The organism is Cytophaga aurantiaca DSM 3654 (assembly GCF_000379725.1).
Lineage (GTDB): Bacteria > Bacteroidota > Bacteroidia > Cytophagales > Cytophagaceae > Cytophaga > Cytophaga aurantiaca.
The window spans coordinates 126,272-143,251 of the sequence record NZ_KB903664.1 but is presented as its reverse complement, the minus strand read 5'-3'; the positions used below and the strand labels follow the sequence as shown (position 1 = coordinate 143,251).

Genomic DNA, 16,980 nt, shown 5'->3' with positions numbered 1-16,980 from the left:
AAAGAGCATTACCCCTTTTTTCAGATTCAATTACATGTTAAACATCATGTACTACTTTTCAAAAATAGTATTTATTCCATGAAATTACTTAGAGCGCAAATTATAATTATTCTTTTATTATTCTTTTTCCATTTGCAGGCTACTGCTCAGGAACGACCAAAGATAGGTCTTGTTCTAAGCGGCGGGGGTGCAAAAGGACTTGCACATATCGGGATCTTACAAGCGATCGATAGTGCAGGACTAAAGATCGATTACCTTACCGGAACAAGCATGGGAAGTGTCATTGGCGGTTTATATGCAATTGGGTACTCAGGAAATGACATAGAAAAAATTGCCCGGGACTTAAACTGGAATACCTTGTTAAGCAACAAGCCCGATTACAAAAATATCAGCATTGAAGAAAAAGACGAATATGCAAAGTATTCCATTGAATTGGGTTTAGAAAAACTGCAGCCACAAATACCATCCGGCTTGATTGAATCTGAAGAATTATGGCTCACATTGACTCAATTGTATTCACCGGTGTATGATATAAAAGATTTTTCAAAATTCAATATTCCTTTTAAATGCATTGCAACGGATCTGTCAACAGGCAACGCCGTTGTACATTCACAGGGAGAGATCGTAACTGCAATCCGATCCAGCATGGCCATACCCAGCATCTTTACAGCAGTTGGTTACGATTCAACCAAACTGGTAGATGGTGGTATCGTTCGAAATTTCCCTGTCATTGATGTTAAAGAAATGGGAGCCGATTATGTGATCGGAGTAAATCTGTTCGAAGGACTTCCTGATATTTCAAAACTGAATACTGCCATGGATATTTTTTACCAGATCACACAATACAGAGATGCGGAAGATCTGGTAAAAGAAAAACGTTTATGCGATCTGATCATTGAACCACCTTTGGAAAAATATTCTGCAGGAAGTTTTAGTGATGCAAACGATATTATTGCAATCGGAAAAGAAATAGGGAAACTGTATTATCCGTTTTTTAAAAAATTAGCCGATTCATTAAATGCAATTCAGCATATACACTACAGCCCCGATGGACGGTTGCCGAAGTCTCATAAATTAGTAATTGATAAAATCGAATTTATAGGAATAGAAAAAACAAATAAAGAATTATTACAGGACAAGCTTGGAATTGAAGCAGGTGCTTCTTATTCCATAGATGAATTGAATGCAGGTTTTAGAAATGCATTTTCAACACGGTATTATAAAAACGTGTATTACCAATTAACGCCTACGGAGAAAGATCATGCAAATTTAACCTGCATTGTGAAAGAAGCTCCGTTAACACAAGCTAAAGTTGGCATTTCGTATCTAACATTTACCGGCTTTGCTGTCATAGCAAATCTAACCCTACGAGATCTGCTATTTACCAAATCCAGAACAATGGCCAAGTTTGCAGTTGGTGAGTATTTCAGAGGCTTTGTTCAGCATAGACAGGCATTCGGTAAAAAAACAAATTCCTATTTTAACATCAGTTACGAATACGATCATTTACCATTGAATCTCTATGATGAATCAAATAAGCGAGTCGTTTATAATATCAATAAATCATTATTTGATTTAAATTTCACAAAAGTATTCACCATTAATTGGAGTGTTACAGCAGGTACAAATTTCCAAAACGTCCGATACTCTCCGGAAGTAACGCCTGAACAGATAAGTTACAGAGGAAATTTTACTGAAATATTTTCTTATATCCGAACAGAATCGAAAACGATCAACAGCCCGAATTTCCCAACCAGCGGCCACGAACTATTAGCTGAAATAGGAATAGATTACAACCGCTCATTGCATATATCTGCAGACACAACAGACAATTACATTGAAGGTATTTCAGCAAAAGTCAAAGGCACTCCTGAATTGTATCGGTTAAGATTAAAATACATCACGTACAAACCATTAAGCATACGATCAACACTTATCTTAAAAATGGAAGGAGCCTATTGTATTAATTCAAAAGATTTTATTTTAGACAATTACTTTACAGGCGGTATACAATATATATTAAATCAACAGATTCCATTTGCAGGAATCAATGAAGGGCAGATCATTACCAACTCCACAGCAATAGCCATGGTAGGCTATCAGTATAATCTTTTAGGTCATCTGTTACTACTGGGAAGAGTGAATACAAGTATTTATAATTATGACAATTTATGGTCAACAGACAAGACGCAATCTAAAGAAGCAAAATGGATCAATGGATTTTCAGCAGGCATCGGTTATGATATAGGAGCATTACCAATGGAAATTACAGCAATGTATTCGCCGGAAATAAACGCCGTCTATTCAAATATAAAAGTTGGGTTTATATTCTGATCGGATGAAAATAATTAACGAATTCAGAATTTTATAAAAGAAAAAAACCGTTGGCTAAAGCACAACGGCAATGAAGCGGGGCGTATCTATGAATTATCTACTTAGTATTTATTATTTAGTCTTTTGTCACCAATCCAATTTCGTCTTTAGGTATCCATTGACCTAACTCATCAATTTCTTTTTCACTGTGACATTCAATAAGAAGGCCTGTATTAGTATTATCTGCATTCGCTTTTCTAATACCTTCAACTCCTAATATTTTTCTTTTTATAGTTTTTTCAAATATGCTGAATTCAATATAATCACCAATAAATACTTCTCCTTCCTCAATATAACCTGCTAGTACTAGTCCGCGACCAGTAATCCTAAAGATGTTTTTAATTATATATTTTGCTGTCATTGAATTAATTGCCCGCTTAGTTTGAACACCATGCATACAACATATGTTGATTTGAAAAATTGCCTCGCTTTCATTGCCGTCACATTTATGTGACGGACCGGACTATTGAAAACGATCTTTCTATTTCACACACCTGAAACCCTGATGTTCCATAGAAGAATCCGGTGTTGTCTTCATGCGTCTTGCAACTCTATATCCCGAACAATACGATTCATTGCATAAAAAAGAACCTCCTCTTGTTACACGTTTTGAAACATTAGGTTCGTCAGGATCATAGCTATCTATAGGCCCCATGGGATTTTTGGAAACAATATTTTCCATGGATACATAATAATCATATCTGTATAGATCCGAACACCATTCCCATACATTTCCTGCTATATCATACAACCCATAGCCATTTGGCTTGAATGATTTAACAGGAGCCGAATTTTCATATGTATCACTGTTATCATTTTGATATGGAAATTTCCCCTGCCAGTAATTCGCATTTGGCTTACCATCTTTTAAGAATGTATTGCCCCATGGATAAATATTATTTTCAAGACCTCCGCGCGCTGCATACTCCCACTCCGCTTCGGTAGGCAAGCGTTTCCCAGCCCATTTAGCATATGCCACTGCATCATCCCAGGAAACCTGTACAACCGGATAATCCTCTTTACCTTCAATAGTACTCCCCGGCCCTTGAGGATGTTGCCAGTCTGCACCGCGCTTCCACTCCCACCATTGCGTATAATCATTCATATCAATCTGCCCCAGCGATGGCTTAAATATCAACGAAGATGGCAGCAACAAACTATCATGCGGCTTCGGTGTTCCTACAGGAACTTGATTTTTTATTTCATCCCAGTTTATTTTCCGTTCAGCAGTTGTTATATATCCTGTCGCTTCTACAAATTCTGTAAACTCTTTATTTGTAACTTCTGTAGCATCCATCCAGAAGCCATCTACCGTTACTCTATGTTTGGGATATTCATCCCGGGAAGCTTGCTTGTTGTCTGCCCCCATAGAAAACGTACCTCCGGGTACCCATACCATGCCAGTATGATTGGTATCCGCACGTTGTACAATATCTGAAAGATTTACAACACCACCACTGCTCGAAAAACGATCCGGAATCCCTTTGTGGCAACTCATGCTATCTTTCGTTTCTGCAGCCTGCTCCGAAGGAGATGTACAAGCCAATGAAAATATGAAAGTTAAAACTGCAATTGAATTGACCAGCTTACGTATTATTTTATTCATAAAATAAATGTATTATTATTTTTTAGATTTATCATGCAAGCAGATTTAATAAAATAAGTGTAAATTAGCCCATATCCTTTAGTTTATGCGGAATATATATAGGGTTTATTTATTTTTATCGTGTGCACTTTTCTTTTTTCAATCTGAAAATGTGATTGCGCAAAAAAATTCGAGTACACAATTCTGGCCTGAAATAGATTTTACAAGCAAACCTTTTAATAAATCAACCATTGGAATTGATCTGTATTCAAACCGTGAATCTGATGCAGATACTTCTACTAGTTTAGGCTATAATTCCGGGGTGGGCGGTAGAATCTGGTATAATCACTATTTCAGATCAAAAGTAAAGACTTCTCTATTTTTTGAACCTATCTGGAACAGATCAACTGCAGATTCTGATTATGACAGAATGGAATACAGAATTGCTATTCAAAATGTTTACTATTCTCCGTTTAATCGCTGGACACTTCAAAACAGAATCCGTATTGAAGATCGTATCATAGAAAATAGTACAGGTGACTTTGTCAATACGTTTCGTCCACGCTACTTAATAAAATCTGTTGTAGGAATAAATAAAAAAAATCTAATACAGGGAGCACTCTATTTATATGTTTCAAACGAAATCATGTTTAACACAGGAAGCTCAGTAACAGGTTATCATTTTTTTGATCGGAACTTAACTCAAGTTGGGCTAGGCTATTGTATCACCGATTATATAACTCTTGAATCACTTTACGCTTATACAATACGGATATTACCCAATGGATCTGATGCCAGCATCCAAGCCTGGGCGTTAACTTTATCCATTAACAATATTTTCTCTGTTAATTATTTTAAAGGCTACTTCAATAAAAAATAGGTACTGATACATATAATCCAGTAGCTATTGAATAAAAATCAATTCTTTCTAAGGCAGGCAAAATGCCGCTGAAGAATGTGTTTTCGTTGAATCATCAGGTTTTTCCGAACACCATTAACGGTATAAATAAAACGTTCAACAGTATACCGCTCTATGTATCCCATACCATCGTTATTTATTTTAAAATAACTTTCATACATTTTTTTACTGCGGTCATCTTTATTAGAATCAAAAGGCAATAAAATAACTGTACTGTCAGAGAATTGTATAGCAAGATCATTGTTGTATTTATATAATTTCTTATCCCCTTCAATACGAAGCACCAAATAATAATCTTTATCGATTGTATACATGGCTGCTGATATTTGTATACTATCATTTTTAAAAATCGGTTCAAAATCAACGCCACGAATCAAAACCCCGTCAGCACGTACGTAAGACTGGACATTACAGGTATCATTCTGAGCAGCTACATCACTTAGCCCTGCCACAAGTATACAAATAACTACCAGAATATTTTTTATGTATGTGTACATGACTAAAAAAATTATTTCGGATTACTGGTATTCATTTTTGATTTCAAATAGAAGAACATAAACACCGGAGCGATTAGAAAACAAACGCCAAGAATGATTGCCCATGGAAAATCTACTTCAGGTGTTTTCACTTCTTCTCTTTTATGAGCAGGAGTATCTACCTGTCCTTTATTGATCTTCAGACTTAAATGTTTTGCATACGTGCTTCTCTTATCCCACAAAGGACCTTCGTATCCATACTTTTTAGCCATGCTGTATATATCATTTACCTGATAAATATTCACGCCTGTAAGCAAGGAAATATTCGCCAGATCAAATAAAAGCTGTGCAACAATTTTATCAGATGAATGAATAAATGTTAAACGCTCATTTAATTGATAGAATAATGCTTTTTGCAAATGCAGCAATTCTGTTTTTGATAATTCCGAGGCAGGTATCGAATCACGACCAAAATCTGTGTGCAATAAAAAATTTGTATTTACATAAGGTGCTCCATTGATCTTTGCTTCCAGGATCCGTACATGCAGCCACTCAGAACTGTCGTGTGATACCGGATTTAACTTTACAGCTTTCTGAATCCATGTGAGTGCATTTTTATTATCCCCAAGCAACTCGTATAGCGTTCCAAGGTTTGACGCTGTTGGATATTGATTCGGCTTTATTTTTTCAATCTGTAAATAACTGTTTTTTGCTTCTTCGTATTTTCCATTTACAATGAGCACCATTCCGTAATCAGACAAATAATCTACATTCTTAGTGGCTTTCCACAAGCTATCCAAACGAAACAATACGTTTTCATCCTGAGGAATGAGTGTATTCCCTTTAGGGATAAAAAGATTTTGATTCTCTACTGAAACGACTCTACCATCGCTTAATTCCTGAAGCCCCTGTATACAAGCATATGATGATGTAACTAAGAAAAATGAAATAACGAATAGGCAAATAACTCTTATCATGTAAACTTCAAATATTGTTCAACTTTAATTGAATAGTTCTCTAGCAGTCTTATTCGTATGTTAATATATTTAATATAATCGGGCTATTCAAATTACTGAATGAAAATATAAGGTTGAATACTTTTTCTAATCAATTACCCACGGATAAAATCGTGGGCTATGCAAATAGTTAAACAGATAATCATTGAAACGGTTGGGATCACATAATGCCTTTGCGTAGCCTACGACTTTGCATAACCCACAACTTCAATCGTGGAAATAGGTTATATAGCCTCTACGCATAGATTCATTTCTTTCTCTTAAAAAAGAAAAAACCACCTATTGATAATATACTGGCACCTACACCGAGGATATAGAACAGTGTATAGTCGGATTCAGAAACAGGTGTTTGCAAAACAGGTTTACTGATTGCTTGTAAAGAATCTGTATCGGCTATTAACTTAGATTTAACATAATTCATTCGACTATCTAAAAGCGGACCTGAGTATCCATATTTTCTGGCTATTTTATATACAGCTAACGCGTCTTTTTTATTCTCAAGCAAGGTCAAAACATTCGCCAGATCAAATAATAGCTGAGCAACAATTTTATCGTTATCTAATGGATTTGTAAAATATACTCTTTCATTCAACTGAAAAGCTAGGGCATCACTTAGTTTAATTAATTCAGTATTGGACAATGCAGATACAGGAATGGAGTCGTTGCCAAAGTTGGTTTTTAATAAAAAATCAGATGTATAAAATTTATCTCCTTTTATTTTTGCTTCAAGAATGTTTACATGAACCCATTCTGAACTATCATGTGACGCAGGATTAATCTGTACAGATTTGCGTATCCATTTAAGTGCGTTATTATTATCGCCCAACAATTCATATGCCGTCCCAAGATTTGCAGCAGTGGCATACTGATCAGGCTTTATTTTTTCAATCTTCAAATAAATGTCCCTTGCCTTTTTATATTCATGTTGAAAAATTAAAACAACAGCATAATCGGATAAATAATCTACATCTTTTGTAGTCTTCCATAAACTATCCAACCGTTTTAATGCTTTATCACTGTTAAAAATCAAATATCCCATAGGAATATACTTACTATGCTCCCCTCTTAAATCCATTGAAACCACTGTGCCATCCTTTAGCTCTCGTGTAAGCCCATTAACACAAGCAATGGAATAAAGTAAGGATGCGAATAGAAATAAAAATATTAATAAAACCCTTTTCATAAATGATGTATTAGCAATTCAATATTCTACAAAACATATCTTACGTTAAGATATTTAATATAATCGGCTATTCAAATTCATATGAAAGGCGTAAGCAAATGCTTGCGCCAGCAGCGAAATAAACGGCTTGGATGGTTAATCTTATAAATCTCATGGTTAAAACCATGGGCTATGCAGTACGGTTTGCATAGCCCACGACTTCAGTCGTGGGAACACAAACAATGTATACCAAACAAAAAAGCCTTCCGATATTTCTATCAGAAGGCTTTTCATATATGTAAAGAACAGATTAAACTGTTTCTTTTTTCGTGTTTCTCAAACGTTCGTTCTCGTCAAGAAGGATTTTACGCATACGTAAAGACTTAGGCGTAACCTCGATGTATTCATCCTTCTGGATGTATTCCATCATCTCTTCTAATGAGAAGTTGATCTTCGGAGCGATCTTAGCGTTATCATCTGTTCCGGATGCACGCATGTTAGTCAATTTCTTCTCACGTTGAACGTTTACAGTGATATCGTTCTGACGGTTGTGCTCGCCGATAACCATACCCTGGTAAATAACATCACCCGGTTCGATGAAGAACTTACCTCTGTCCTGTAATTTATCCAATGCATATGCAGTAACATCACCGCTATCCATAGAGATGATAGAACCACTTACGCGTTCAGCGATCGTACCTTTGTAAGGCTCGTATCCATCTAAACGGTGTGTCATAATTGCTTCACCGAATGTTGCAGTCAATACGTTTGTACGTAAACCGATGATACCACGTGAAGGGATTCTGAACTCTAAGTGTTGTAAATCACCTTTTGGTTCCATGATCAACAACTCACCTTTACGTTGAGTAGCTAATTCGATTACTTTACCGGAAGTTTCCTGTGGTACATCTACTACCAATACTTCTACCGGTTCGCAACGTTTGCCATCAATTTCTTTATATAATACTTGTGGTTGTCCCACTTGTAATTCATATCCTTCTCTTCTCATTGTCTCGATCAATACAGACAAGTGAAGAATACCACGACCGAATACCAAGAATTTATCTTCAGACTCACCTGGTTGAATACGCAACGCAAGGTTTTTTTCTAATTCTTTATTCAGACGATCTCTGATGTGGCGAGATGTTACAAATTTACCTTCTTTACCGAAGAATGGAGAGTTGTTGATTGTGAAAAGCATACTCATTGTAGGCTCATCAACAGCGATACGAGGAAGTTCTTCCGGATTTTCTAAATCTGTGATTGTATCACCAATTTCGAAATCTTCAATACCAACTACAGCACAGATATCACCTGCTAAAACGCTTTCAACACGTACTCTACCTAAACCTTCAAATGAATGAAGTTCTTTAATACGTACTTTTTTGATTGAACCGTCAGATTTAGTTAATGAATACTGACCACCTTCTTTCAATTCACCTCTGAACACACGACCGATCGCAATACGACCTGTGAATGTAGAGTAATCTAAAGAAGTAATTTGCATTTGAGGAATACCTTCGTGTACAGGAGCTGGAGGAATGTGATCCACGATAGCATCCAACAAAGGAATAATGTTATCTGTTTTAACTTTCCAGTCTGTGTTCATCCAACCACCACGGCCTGAACCGTAAAGTGTAACGAAATCCAACTGATGCTCCGTGGCACCTAAGTTGAACATCAAGTCGAATACTTCTTCGTGTACTTCGTCCGGACGGCAGTTTTCTTTATCTACTTTGTTTACAATCAAGATTGGTTTCAAGCCTAAGCCCAAAGCCTTACTTAATACAAAACGCGTTTGAGGCATAGCACCTTCAAATGCATCTACTAATAGTACTACACCATCAGCCATTTTCAATACACGTTCTACTTCACCACCGAAATCGGCGTGACCAGGTGTATCGATAATGTTAATTTTATGTTCTTTATAACGAATAGAAACGTTCTTAGCTAAAATTGTAATGCCTCGTTCGCGTTCCTGATCGTTGTTATCCAAGATCAAGTCTTCGAATACTTGGTTCTCTCTGAAGATTTTAGAAGCGTGAATGATTTTATCAACCAATGTTGTTTTACCGTGATCGACGTGTGCGATGATCGCAATATTCCTGATACTCTGCATAAATTGAATTTTATAAGGTGCAAAAGTACGGAAAAAAGCTTAAAGCGAAAAGCGTAATGCTTAAAGCTTTGAAAAAGAAGGAAAAATGCATCATGCTTAGGGCCAAAAGCTGAAAGTAGAAGTCTAAAAATGCTATTTTTAAGCTAAAATGAAGGTTTTGAAGCCTTTTGAAAATTAATGAAAAAGTAATATGAATCGGGTAAGTTTTTAATAAGCTCTGCTCTGAACTATGCAAAACGCAAAAGCGTTCAGCCTTGAAATTCTTGGGGCGATGCCCCAAGTTAAAATATGTCAGGCTTTCAGCCTGAAAAGTGCTCTAACCAGTACATCAAGTAAATGTTAGAGCACTCAGCCTGAAAGGCTGTAATAGCAAAACTTGGGGCATCGCCCCAAGAGTTAGTCTTCTTCCTTATTCAACTTGGGGCGATGCCCCAAGTTTGGATATGAAAGGCTTTCAGCCTTATTTGTGTGTTATAAAGTTAAGGTACAACGCATTAAATGTTTATAGAATCCTTTAAGGCTGAAAGCCTTGCATATTTTAGCTAGGGGTATCGCCCCTAGATTTACAGTACCAGCCTTATTTCTTATATTTGCAGTTCATTACTTTACATATATGACGAACAAACCTACTAGATATACAATTACCTCTGCCCTGCCGTATGCCAACGGACCGGTTCACATCGGCCATTTGGCAGGTGTTTACGTGCCTGCGGATATTTATGCGCGTTTTTTACGTTCGAAAGGAGAAAATGTATTGTTTATCGGCGGTTCAGACGAACATGGGGTGCCTATTACCATCCGTGCAAAAAAAGAAGGCGTTACACCACAACAGATCGTAGATAAATACCACGTTCAGATAAAACAATCGTTTGAAGAATTGGGGATCTCATTTGATATCTATTCCAGAACGTCTTCAAAAATTCATGCGGAAACTTCTTCGGAGTATTTTAAGAAGTTGTATGAAGATGGAAAATTCATCGAGCAAACCAGCGAACAATATTACGATCCAAAGGCTGAACAATTCTTAGCAGATAGATACATCATTGGTACCTGTCCGAAATGCGGAAACGAAAACGCCTATGGAGATCAGTGTGAGAAATGCGGTTCAACATTAAGTCCTTCGGAGCTTATTAATCCGCGCTCTACACTAAGTGGCGAGAAGCCGGTAATGAAATCAACGAAACATTGGTTTTTACCTTTGGATCAATACGAGCCGTGGTTGAAACAATGGATCTTAGAAGATCATAAAAACTGGAAGACCAATGTATACGGTCAGTGTAAATCGTGGCTGGATCAAGGCTTGCAGCCCCGTGCCGTAACACGTGATTTAGACTGGGGTGTACCTGTACCCGTTGCCGGTGCGGAAGGAAAAGTTCTGTACGTTTGGTTTGATGCACCGATCGGTTACATCTCGGCAGCAAAAGATTACTTTAAGAATTCTGCGATCAAAGCAATTCATAAATCGAATACCTGGGAAGACTTCTGGAAGAAAGACGATACCAAGCTGGTACACTTTATCGGTAAAGATAATATCGTATTTCACTGCATCATCTTCCCTGCTATGTTGAAGGCGGAAGGAAGTTATATTCTTCCCGACAACGTACCTGCAAACGAGTTCATGAATCTTGAAGGCGATAAAATTTCTACGTCACGTAACTGGGCTGTTTGGTTGCATGAATATTTGGAAGAATTTCAAGGCAAGCAGGACGTGTTGCGTTATGCATTGTGTGCGAATGCGCCGGAAACAAAAGACAATGATTTTACCTGGAGAGATTTTCAGGCACGCAACAACAATGAGCTTGTAGCTATCTACGGAAACTTTGTAAACCGTGCATTGGTGTTGACACATAAATATTACGAAGGTGTGATCCCGGCTTTAGGTAAGCTTGAAGCTTCAGACGAAGGCGTGATCATGATGTTAAAAGAATTTCCGGGTAAGATTGCTGCATCTATTGAGCAGTACCGTTTCCGTGAAGCACTTGGTTTCATGATGGACCTTGCACGTTTGGGAAATAAATATTTAGCGGATACGGAGCCTTGGAAGATCTACAAAGAAAATCCGGAGCGTGTAAAAACCATTTTACACATCGGCTTACAGATTGCAGCAAACCTAGCCATTGTTTCTGAACCGTTCATTCCGTTTACATCGGCGAAATTATTTACGATGTTAAACTTAAAAGCAAACACCTGGAACAATGCTGGTACAATTGACTTGTTAAAAGCAGGCGATCAGTTAGGCACGGCCGAGTTGTTGTTTGACAAAATAGAAGATGCAACAATTGAAGCACAGGTTAAAAAACTGGAGGACACCAAACAGGCGAACTTGCTTGCCAACGCTGAAGTAAAACCATTGAAAGAAAATGTTTCCTTCGACGACTTCGCAAAAATGGATATCCGTGTAGCAACAATTATTGCAGCAGAGAAAGTTGCAAAGACAAAAAAACTATTAAAGCTTACACTTAAAACGGGCATCGACGAACGTACGGTAGTAAGCGGAATCGCAGAACACTTCGATCCTGAAAAAATAATCGGACAACAAGTATCTTTACTTGCCAACCTTGCTCCGCGTGAGATCAAAGGCATCGTATCACAAGGTATGATCTTAATGGCGGAAGATGCAGATGGTTCGTTGAAGTTTGTGCAACCAGATGGTGTTGTTAATGCGGGTAGTATGATTGGTTGATATTGTCTGAATTTGGATTTATTGGATTATTCTGAAAGGCAGAATTTCTAAAATCAATAATCTGAATACGGGTAAATAATCCAATTAATCTTCTAATCCAATAAATCCAAATTCAGACAAATAGAAAAGCCTGCGAGTGATCGCGGGCTTTGTTATTTTAAGAGCAACTGATTAAAGCTGAATTGGTTTATAATTTAATGCCTGATCAACAACTTCTTCAATTAAAGGATTGTATTTTGATAGATCATCTTTACGCGCATTAAAATTTTCTGGATAATAGAATAAATTAGCACCGTTCGGATGTGGAACATTCTTATTAAATAAATCATACATAGAATCTATCTCTTCTTCTGTCCCCTCGCAATTCACAATTTTCCGTCCCAATTCAATTAATTCTTCTCTGGACATCATAGTTGAAAATCTTATTTAAATATTCATTTCTAAAGTTTCATTATTGTACCACTGGCGTCTATTATTGGGCAGTCTTTGACTGCGACTTCGTAAATATCTTTTTTATACTCCTCCAATACACCGGTATCCACAAAACCACCAGCACCGCTAAAGAAATCAAATGAAACTGCAGTCGCCAGTTCTTTGAAGAAATATACGGCTGGTATAAACTGTAATGCAGATCTGTTGCTCTACCCCAGGCAATGAATGCATCACCCATCGGCAGTGTTCCGAATAAATATTTTTTCTCTTCATCATTTCCTGTTTCAAAACCAAAGGCATGAATCGTTGTGTATTGCTGGTTTGCTAAAGTAGCGTGATCGTACATAGACATGGTACCGATCATCACAATGGTAGCAGAAAAACCTACACCAAAAATAACCGGACCGGAATCTACATCACCTAAATTATAATTGCCTTTCGGATACTCGCGCACTGCAGGCAGTCCGAATTTGGTGGTAATAAAATGCATGCGGTCCAACGCAAATTGCTCTTTTCCAAATGCAGGATCAATCTCCGCCAGGAAACGTAAACTCAGGCCCAGAGAACTGCCTCTCGGTCCTTCAATGAGAGCGCCTGTTTCAGGATATACTTTATGCGGAATAAGATGTGTTACCGGATCTAATTTTCCTTTCACCTTAACCAACCAGGATTGTATATCGGATTGAAATGCTGGAGTATATACTTTCTCGTAATTACTCAAAGAGGCCATCGCTACAAACATATCTGCCGGCCATGCATGTCCACTATACGATTCTAAATATGGTGTCTTACTTAACTTGATAGCTTCTGCAATCTCTTTACTCTGCTGTTTAAATTGAACTTCATAGAATTTATGTCCTTTGAATGTGGTATCTACCTGCAGGATTTTAGACAACAGATAATTTTTCCATCCGCAATAAAAAATACCATTTTCAGGAATAAGTTCTATCTGAAAAGTAGAACGTCCCTTTTCAGAATCAATCTGATCAAATGCATACAAGGCTTCTTTGATCGCTTTATCTTTTATCGTTTTATTTTGTGATGAATCTGCCAATGCAAGTTCACACCAGCTCAATCCATAAAGCGCATGAATAAAAACATATCCTTCGGGAAAAATCTGCTGCATGCGTTCACCCAAATTATTCTCTTTTAATTCGGATTCTAAAAAATGCAATTGCTTCAATATATCCTCCTTTTGTTCTGCCCTTGTATCATCGGGTGTATGCAAACCAATGTTGATCCACAGAATAAGAATTGTTAAGATTGAAAGAATAGAGATTAAAAGATATCGCATGAATTTTAATACGTTTACATCAATGTTGTTGTTTCGGAGATTTTTCGCTGTTGTTGGTATTCCCGCCAGCTCTGGTGTTTATTTAATGAGCTGAGAACAACGCGGGCTACCAACAACCCACTGCTCGTTAATAGTTACATACTTATGTTGTTGGTGGTCTGCGCAAACGCGCTACCTCTATCATATCATTTGCTCAGGCAGAAACACCAACAACAGCCATCAGCTCTGATAATGCGTTAGTAAGCCCAACTTATCTTGCGCTGTTGTTGGTATTCCCGCCAGCTCTGGTGTTTATTTAATGAGCTGAGAACAACGCGGGCTACCAACAACCCACTGCTCGTTAATAGTTACATACTTATGTTGTTGGTGGTCTGCGCAAACGCGCTACTTCTATCATATCATTTGTTCACGCAGAAACACCAACAACAGCCATTAGCGCCGATAATGCGTTAGTAAGCCCAACTTATCTTCTCCTGTCAAATAAAATTTCGCACTAGAATATTCATAATGTTCTTCCAATTCACATATATCTGCGTCAACTGGATTATTGTGAATATAGTTGAATTTCTGTTCAAAAAAATCATCCGTAAACAATTCCTTACACTCAGGATTTCGTTCCCAAAAATGATATTCCCTGTCTGCTTGAGTCGATTTAAAATAAGATAGCACTTCAGGATTGTATTTTTCTAAATCCTCTTTTATCTTTTTTGCAGTAAATTTAAAAAAATCTCGACGAACATCTGACTGCAACTGTTCACCTTTAATCTGCCATATTAGATGAATATGATTATCCATAATACAATAAGCATATACGATAATCTTATTTTTCTTCACTAAATATTGAAGACTTTCTAAAATTATCTTTTTGTATGAACGCTGCTTCAACAGTGGATACCAATTTACTATAGTTGCAGTAACAAATTCGGGATGATAAATTATTTTTTCCATACCTATTCAAACAAAAAATTATTGTTAAAAATGTATCTAATGATGCTGTTGTTGGTATTCCCGCCAGCTCTGGTGTTTATTTAATGAACTGGAAACAACGCGGGTTACCAACAACCACTGCTCGTTAATAGTTACATACTTATGGTTGTTGGTGGTCTGCGCAAACGCGCTACCTCTACCATATCATTTACTCAGGCAGAAACACCAACAACAGCCTCTACCCAACCATTCACCTGGCGCATTCTTAGCGAAGCGTTGACTGGTGTCCATCATTCGGCAATCTCTGACTGCATTTAATAAACATAGCAAATTAGTACTTACACTTATACTTCGTCTTATCAACCGTCGTTTGCTTCAGTACCATCCCCTTCGCATCCAGCGTATAGGTTGTTGTTCTGTCTGCAATCACACAATCGGTTATAAGAGCATCTTTGTAACTGAGTAAATTGCCGTTCGCTGAATACGTATAATAGAATTCTTTCTTTAAACGCCCCAGATTTTTAACATCTTCAAGCTTTCCTGTTTGATCAGAAACATAATCAAAGTAATAATTCGCTTTAATTACTTTTGAATTTTCATACGTAAATACATATCCGGATACTTCTTTGGTAGAACCTTCCGTAGCATATTTTCTTTTATACCATTCCTGTACTTTACCATCTGCTGCATATAGAATCAGGTCTGTTTCAAAATAGGTATCATCTACATAACGCAACGTATGTCTGATGACATTCCATTTTGCATCATATACAGATCTTCGGATAGCAAAAGGAACCACCTTCCCTGCTATTCCCAGTACACCAATGGTAATACTATCTGCATGTCCATTGGCATAGTATGCCTCAAATACAGGACCATAATCGCTGGACTTTGTATGATACACACGCCAGATCATTCCGTTTGGCAAATAGTCCAAAGCAATTTCTTCAGCCGTAGCATCTTCACCCCATACAATATTTTTATACGAAATGGTTTTCATTTTACCGGTGACCTCATACGATATTTTAATGCGCATGCAGGGTTTCACTTCATAGGTTCCGTTATCTACACCTGTATAATTGCTTGTCTTAACAGAAGTATAAACAAGTATTTCTACAGGCATAGCATCTTCATTGCTTGTTACTTCACAACGATACATGATCTCGCGCTGCGGTGTACGCAATTCAACGACAGAAATATTTCCTACTTCGGAATATTCCCGGATAGGAATATAAAATCCGTGTATGAATTCACTTTCATCACCCCACTTCAGTATAGGTAATTCAGTTATAGTATTGATCAGTTTTAACGTATTTTCTTTTTTACCTGCGTGAACAAGATGTATACTTAAAAAAGAAATCAGACAAAAAAACAATTTCAATATAAATCGGTTTGACATAAAGATTGATTAATTAATTTTTGTATTATAAAATAGTTATTGCTTGCTACATGTTTTTATTTCCTGATTGCAGCATAAGCGAAATTCATTAAAAAGGTTGTATCGCTTCCATTCTTTGTTTGTTGAGTAACTCTTGCGCCCCAGTGCTCTATACTTAATTTCTTTTTCGATTTATAATCCGGTACGATAAACTCTACATAAGCGGTATCGTTTTTTACGATTGCTTTCTTGCCATCAGCAAAAATATTATAGCAACAGTCGTACATGTAATACATTACAGGTGGTGTAGTGCCACCCAATTCTTTTCCATTTACGATAAACAATTTGGCTTTGTAGGTTTCTCCAACTGCAACAGTGTCTTTAACGGCAATAGCCTTAACGTAAATATCCGGAAAGGACGATGAATTATAGTTTACAAAGCTTGTAAGAATACCGGCGCTAAGTGCAAAGGCGAAGAATACTTTCATAAAAGTAGCATTGCTGCTGTTTTGTTGTGAACTAAATGTATCTGATTCGGATAGCAAAAGCAAATTTCACTGCTCTTGTGCCTAAAGAATTCTCTAACTATAAACATTGATTTTTCTCCTTCGCTGTT

General features: G+C 37.1%; 14 protein-coding genes. 3 read left to right on the top strand and 11 right to left on the bottom strand.

Annotated elements, in window-relative coordinates:
- Positions 1 to 78 precede the first annotated feature (78 nt).
- Positions 79 to 2,334: a patatin-like phospholipase family protein gene (locus tag A3EE_RS0117620; protein ID WP_018344765.1), complete on the top strand. Its 2,256-nt coding sequence runs from the start codon at positions 79 to 81 to the stop codon at positions 2,332 to 2,334.
- A gap of 115 nt (positions 2,335 to 2,449) precedes the next feature.
- Here the strand turns inward: A3EE_RS0117620 and A3EE_RS0117615 are convergent, their stop codons facing one another.
- Positions 2,450 to 2,770 carry a hypothetical protein gene (locus tag A3EE_RS0117615; protein ID WP_018344764.1) on the bottom strand — a complete coding sequence of 107 codons (321 nt, stop codon included), beginning with the start codon at positions 2,768 to 2,770 and terminating at the stop codon, positions 2,450 to 2,452.
- Positions 2,771 to 2,854: 84 nt separating this feature from the next.
- Complete coding sequence (locus A3EE_RS0117610) at positions 2,855 to 3,979, bottom strand: formylglycine-generating enzyme family protein (protein ID WP_018344763.1); 1,125 nt, start codon at positions 3,977 to 3,979, stop codon at positions 2,855 to 2,857.
- 85 nt (positions 3,980 to 4,064) lie between these two features.
- On the opposite strand from A3EE_RS0117610, the gene A3EE_RS0117605 reads away from it, so the two are divergent.
- The gene (locus A3EE_RS0117605) at positions 4,065 to 4,838 is read left to right on the top strand and encodes a DUF2490 domain-containing protein (protein ID WP_083921289.1); all 774 of its coding nucleotides are present in this window, start codon (positions 4,065 to 4,067) and stop codon (positions 4,836 to 4,838) included.
- A gap of 38 nt (positions 4,839 to 4,876) precedes the next feature.
- Here A3EE_RS0117605 and A3EE_RS0117600 read toward each other — a convergent pair whose 3' ends face one another.
- The 4 genes from A3EE_RS0117600 to typA form a co-directional block, all read right to left on the bottom strand.
- Positions 4,877 to 5,374 (bottom strand): hypothetical protein, encoded by a 498-nt coding sequence (locus A3EE_RS0117600; RefSeq protein WP_018344761.1) that lies wholly within the window; start codon positions 5,372 to 5,374, stop codon positions 4,877 to 4,879.
- Positions 5,375 to 5,385: 11 nt separating this feature from the next.
- On the bottom strand, positions 5,386 to 6,330 hold the full coding sequence (locus tag A3EE_RS0117595; protein WP_018344760.1) for a tetratricopeptide repeat protein: 945 nt from the start codon (positions 6,328 to 6,330) through the stop codon (positions 5,386 to 5,388).
- A gap of 286 nt (positions 6,331 to 6,616) precedes the next feature.
- Entirely contained in the window at positions 6,617 to 7,552 is a 936-nt protein-coding gene (locus A3EE_RS0117590; protein ID WP_026209851.1) for a tetratricopeptide repeat protein, read from the bottom strand.
- Positions 7,553 to 7,841: 289 nt separating this feature from the next.
- On the bottom strand, positions 7,842 to 9,650 hold the full coding sequence (gene typA, locus A3EE_RS0117585) for a translational GTPase TypA (RefSeq protein WP_018344758.1): 1,809 nt from the start codon (positions 9,648 to 9,650) through the stop codon (positions 7,842 to 7,844).
- Between the two features lie 613 nt (positions 9,651 to 10,263).
- On the opposite strand from typA, the gene metG reads away from it, so the two are divergent.
- The gene (gene metG / locus A3EE_RS0117580; RefSeq protein WP_018344757.1) at positions 10,264 to 12,333 is read left to right on the top strand and encodes a methionine--tRNA ligase; all 2,070 of its coding nucleotides are present in this window, start codon (positions 10,264 to 10,266) and stop codon (positions 12,331 to 12,333) included.
- 171 nt (positions 12,334 to 12,504) lie between these two features.
- Here metG and A3EE_RS0117575 read toward each other — a convergent pair whose 3' ends face one another.
- The 5 genes from A3EE_RS0117575 to A3EE_RS0117555 all read right to left on the bottom strand — a co-directional run bounded on the left by A3EE_RS0117575 (position 12,505) and on the right by A3EE_RS0117555 (position 16,852).
- Entirely contained in the window at positions 12,505 to 12,744 is a 240-nt protein-coding gene (locus tag A3EE_RS0117575; RefSeq protein WP_018344756.1) for a bacteriocin immunity protein, read from the bottom strand.
- 61 nt (positions 12,745 to 12,805) lie between these two features.
- Positions 12,806 to 14,059: a hypothetical protein gene (locus tag A3EE_RS0117570; RefSeq protein ID WP_018344755.1), complete on the bottom strand. Its 1,254-nt coding sequence runs from the start codon at positions 14,057 to 14,059 to the stop codon at positions 12,806 to 12,808.
- A gap of 432 nt (positions 14,060 to 14,491) precedes the next feature.
- The gene (locus A3EE_RS0117565) at positions 14,492 to 15,007 is read right to left on the bottom strand and encodes a transposase (RefSeq protein WP_018344754.1); all 516 of its coding nucleotides are present in this window, start codon (positions 15,005 to 15,007) and stop codon (positions 14,492 to 14,494) included.
- Between the two features lie 310 nt (positions 15,008 to 15,317).
- Positions 15,318 to 16,385, bottom strand: a complete 1,068-nt coding sequence (locus tag A3EE_RS0117560) for an RHS repeat protein (RefSeq protein ID WP_018344753.1) — start codon at positions 16,383 to 16,385, stop codon at positions 15,318 to 15,320.
- Positions 16,386 to 16,441: 56 nt separating this feature from the next.
- The gene (locus tag A3EE_RS0117555) at positions 16,442 to 16,852 is read right to left on the bottom strand and encodes a hypothetical protein (RefSeq protein ID WP_018344752.1); all 411 of its coding nucleotides are present in this window, start codon (positions 16,850 to 16,852) and stop codon (positions 16,442 to 16,444) included.
- Between the last annotated feature and the right edge of the window lie 128 nt (positions 16,853 to 16,980).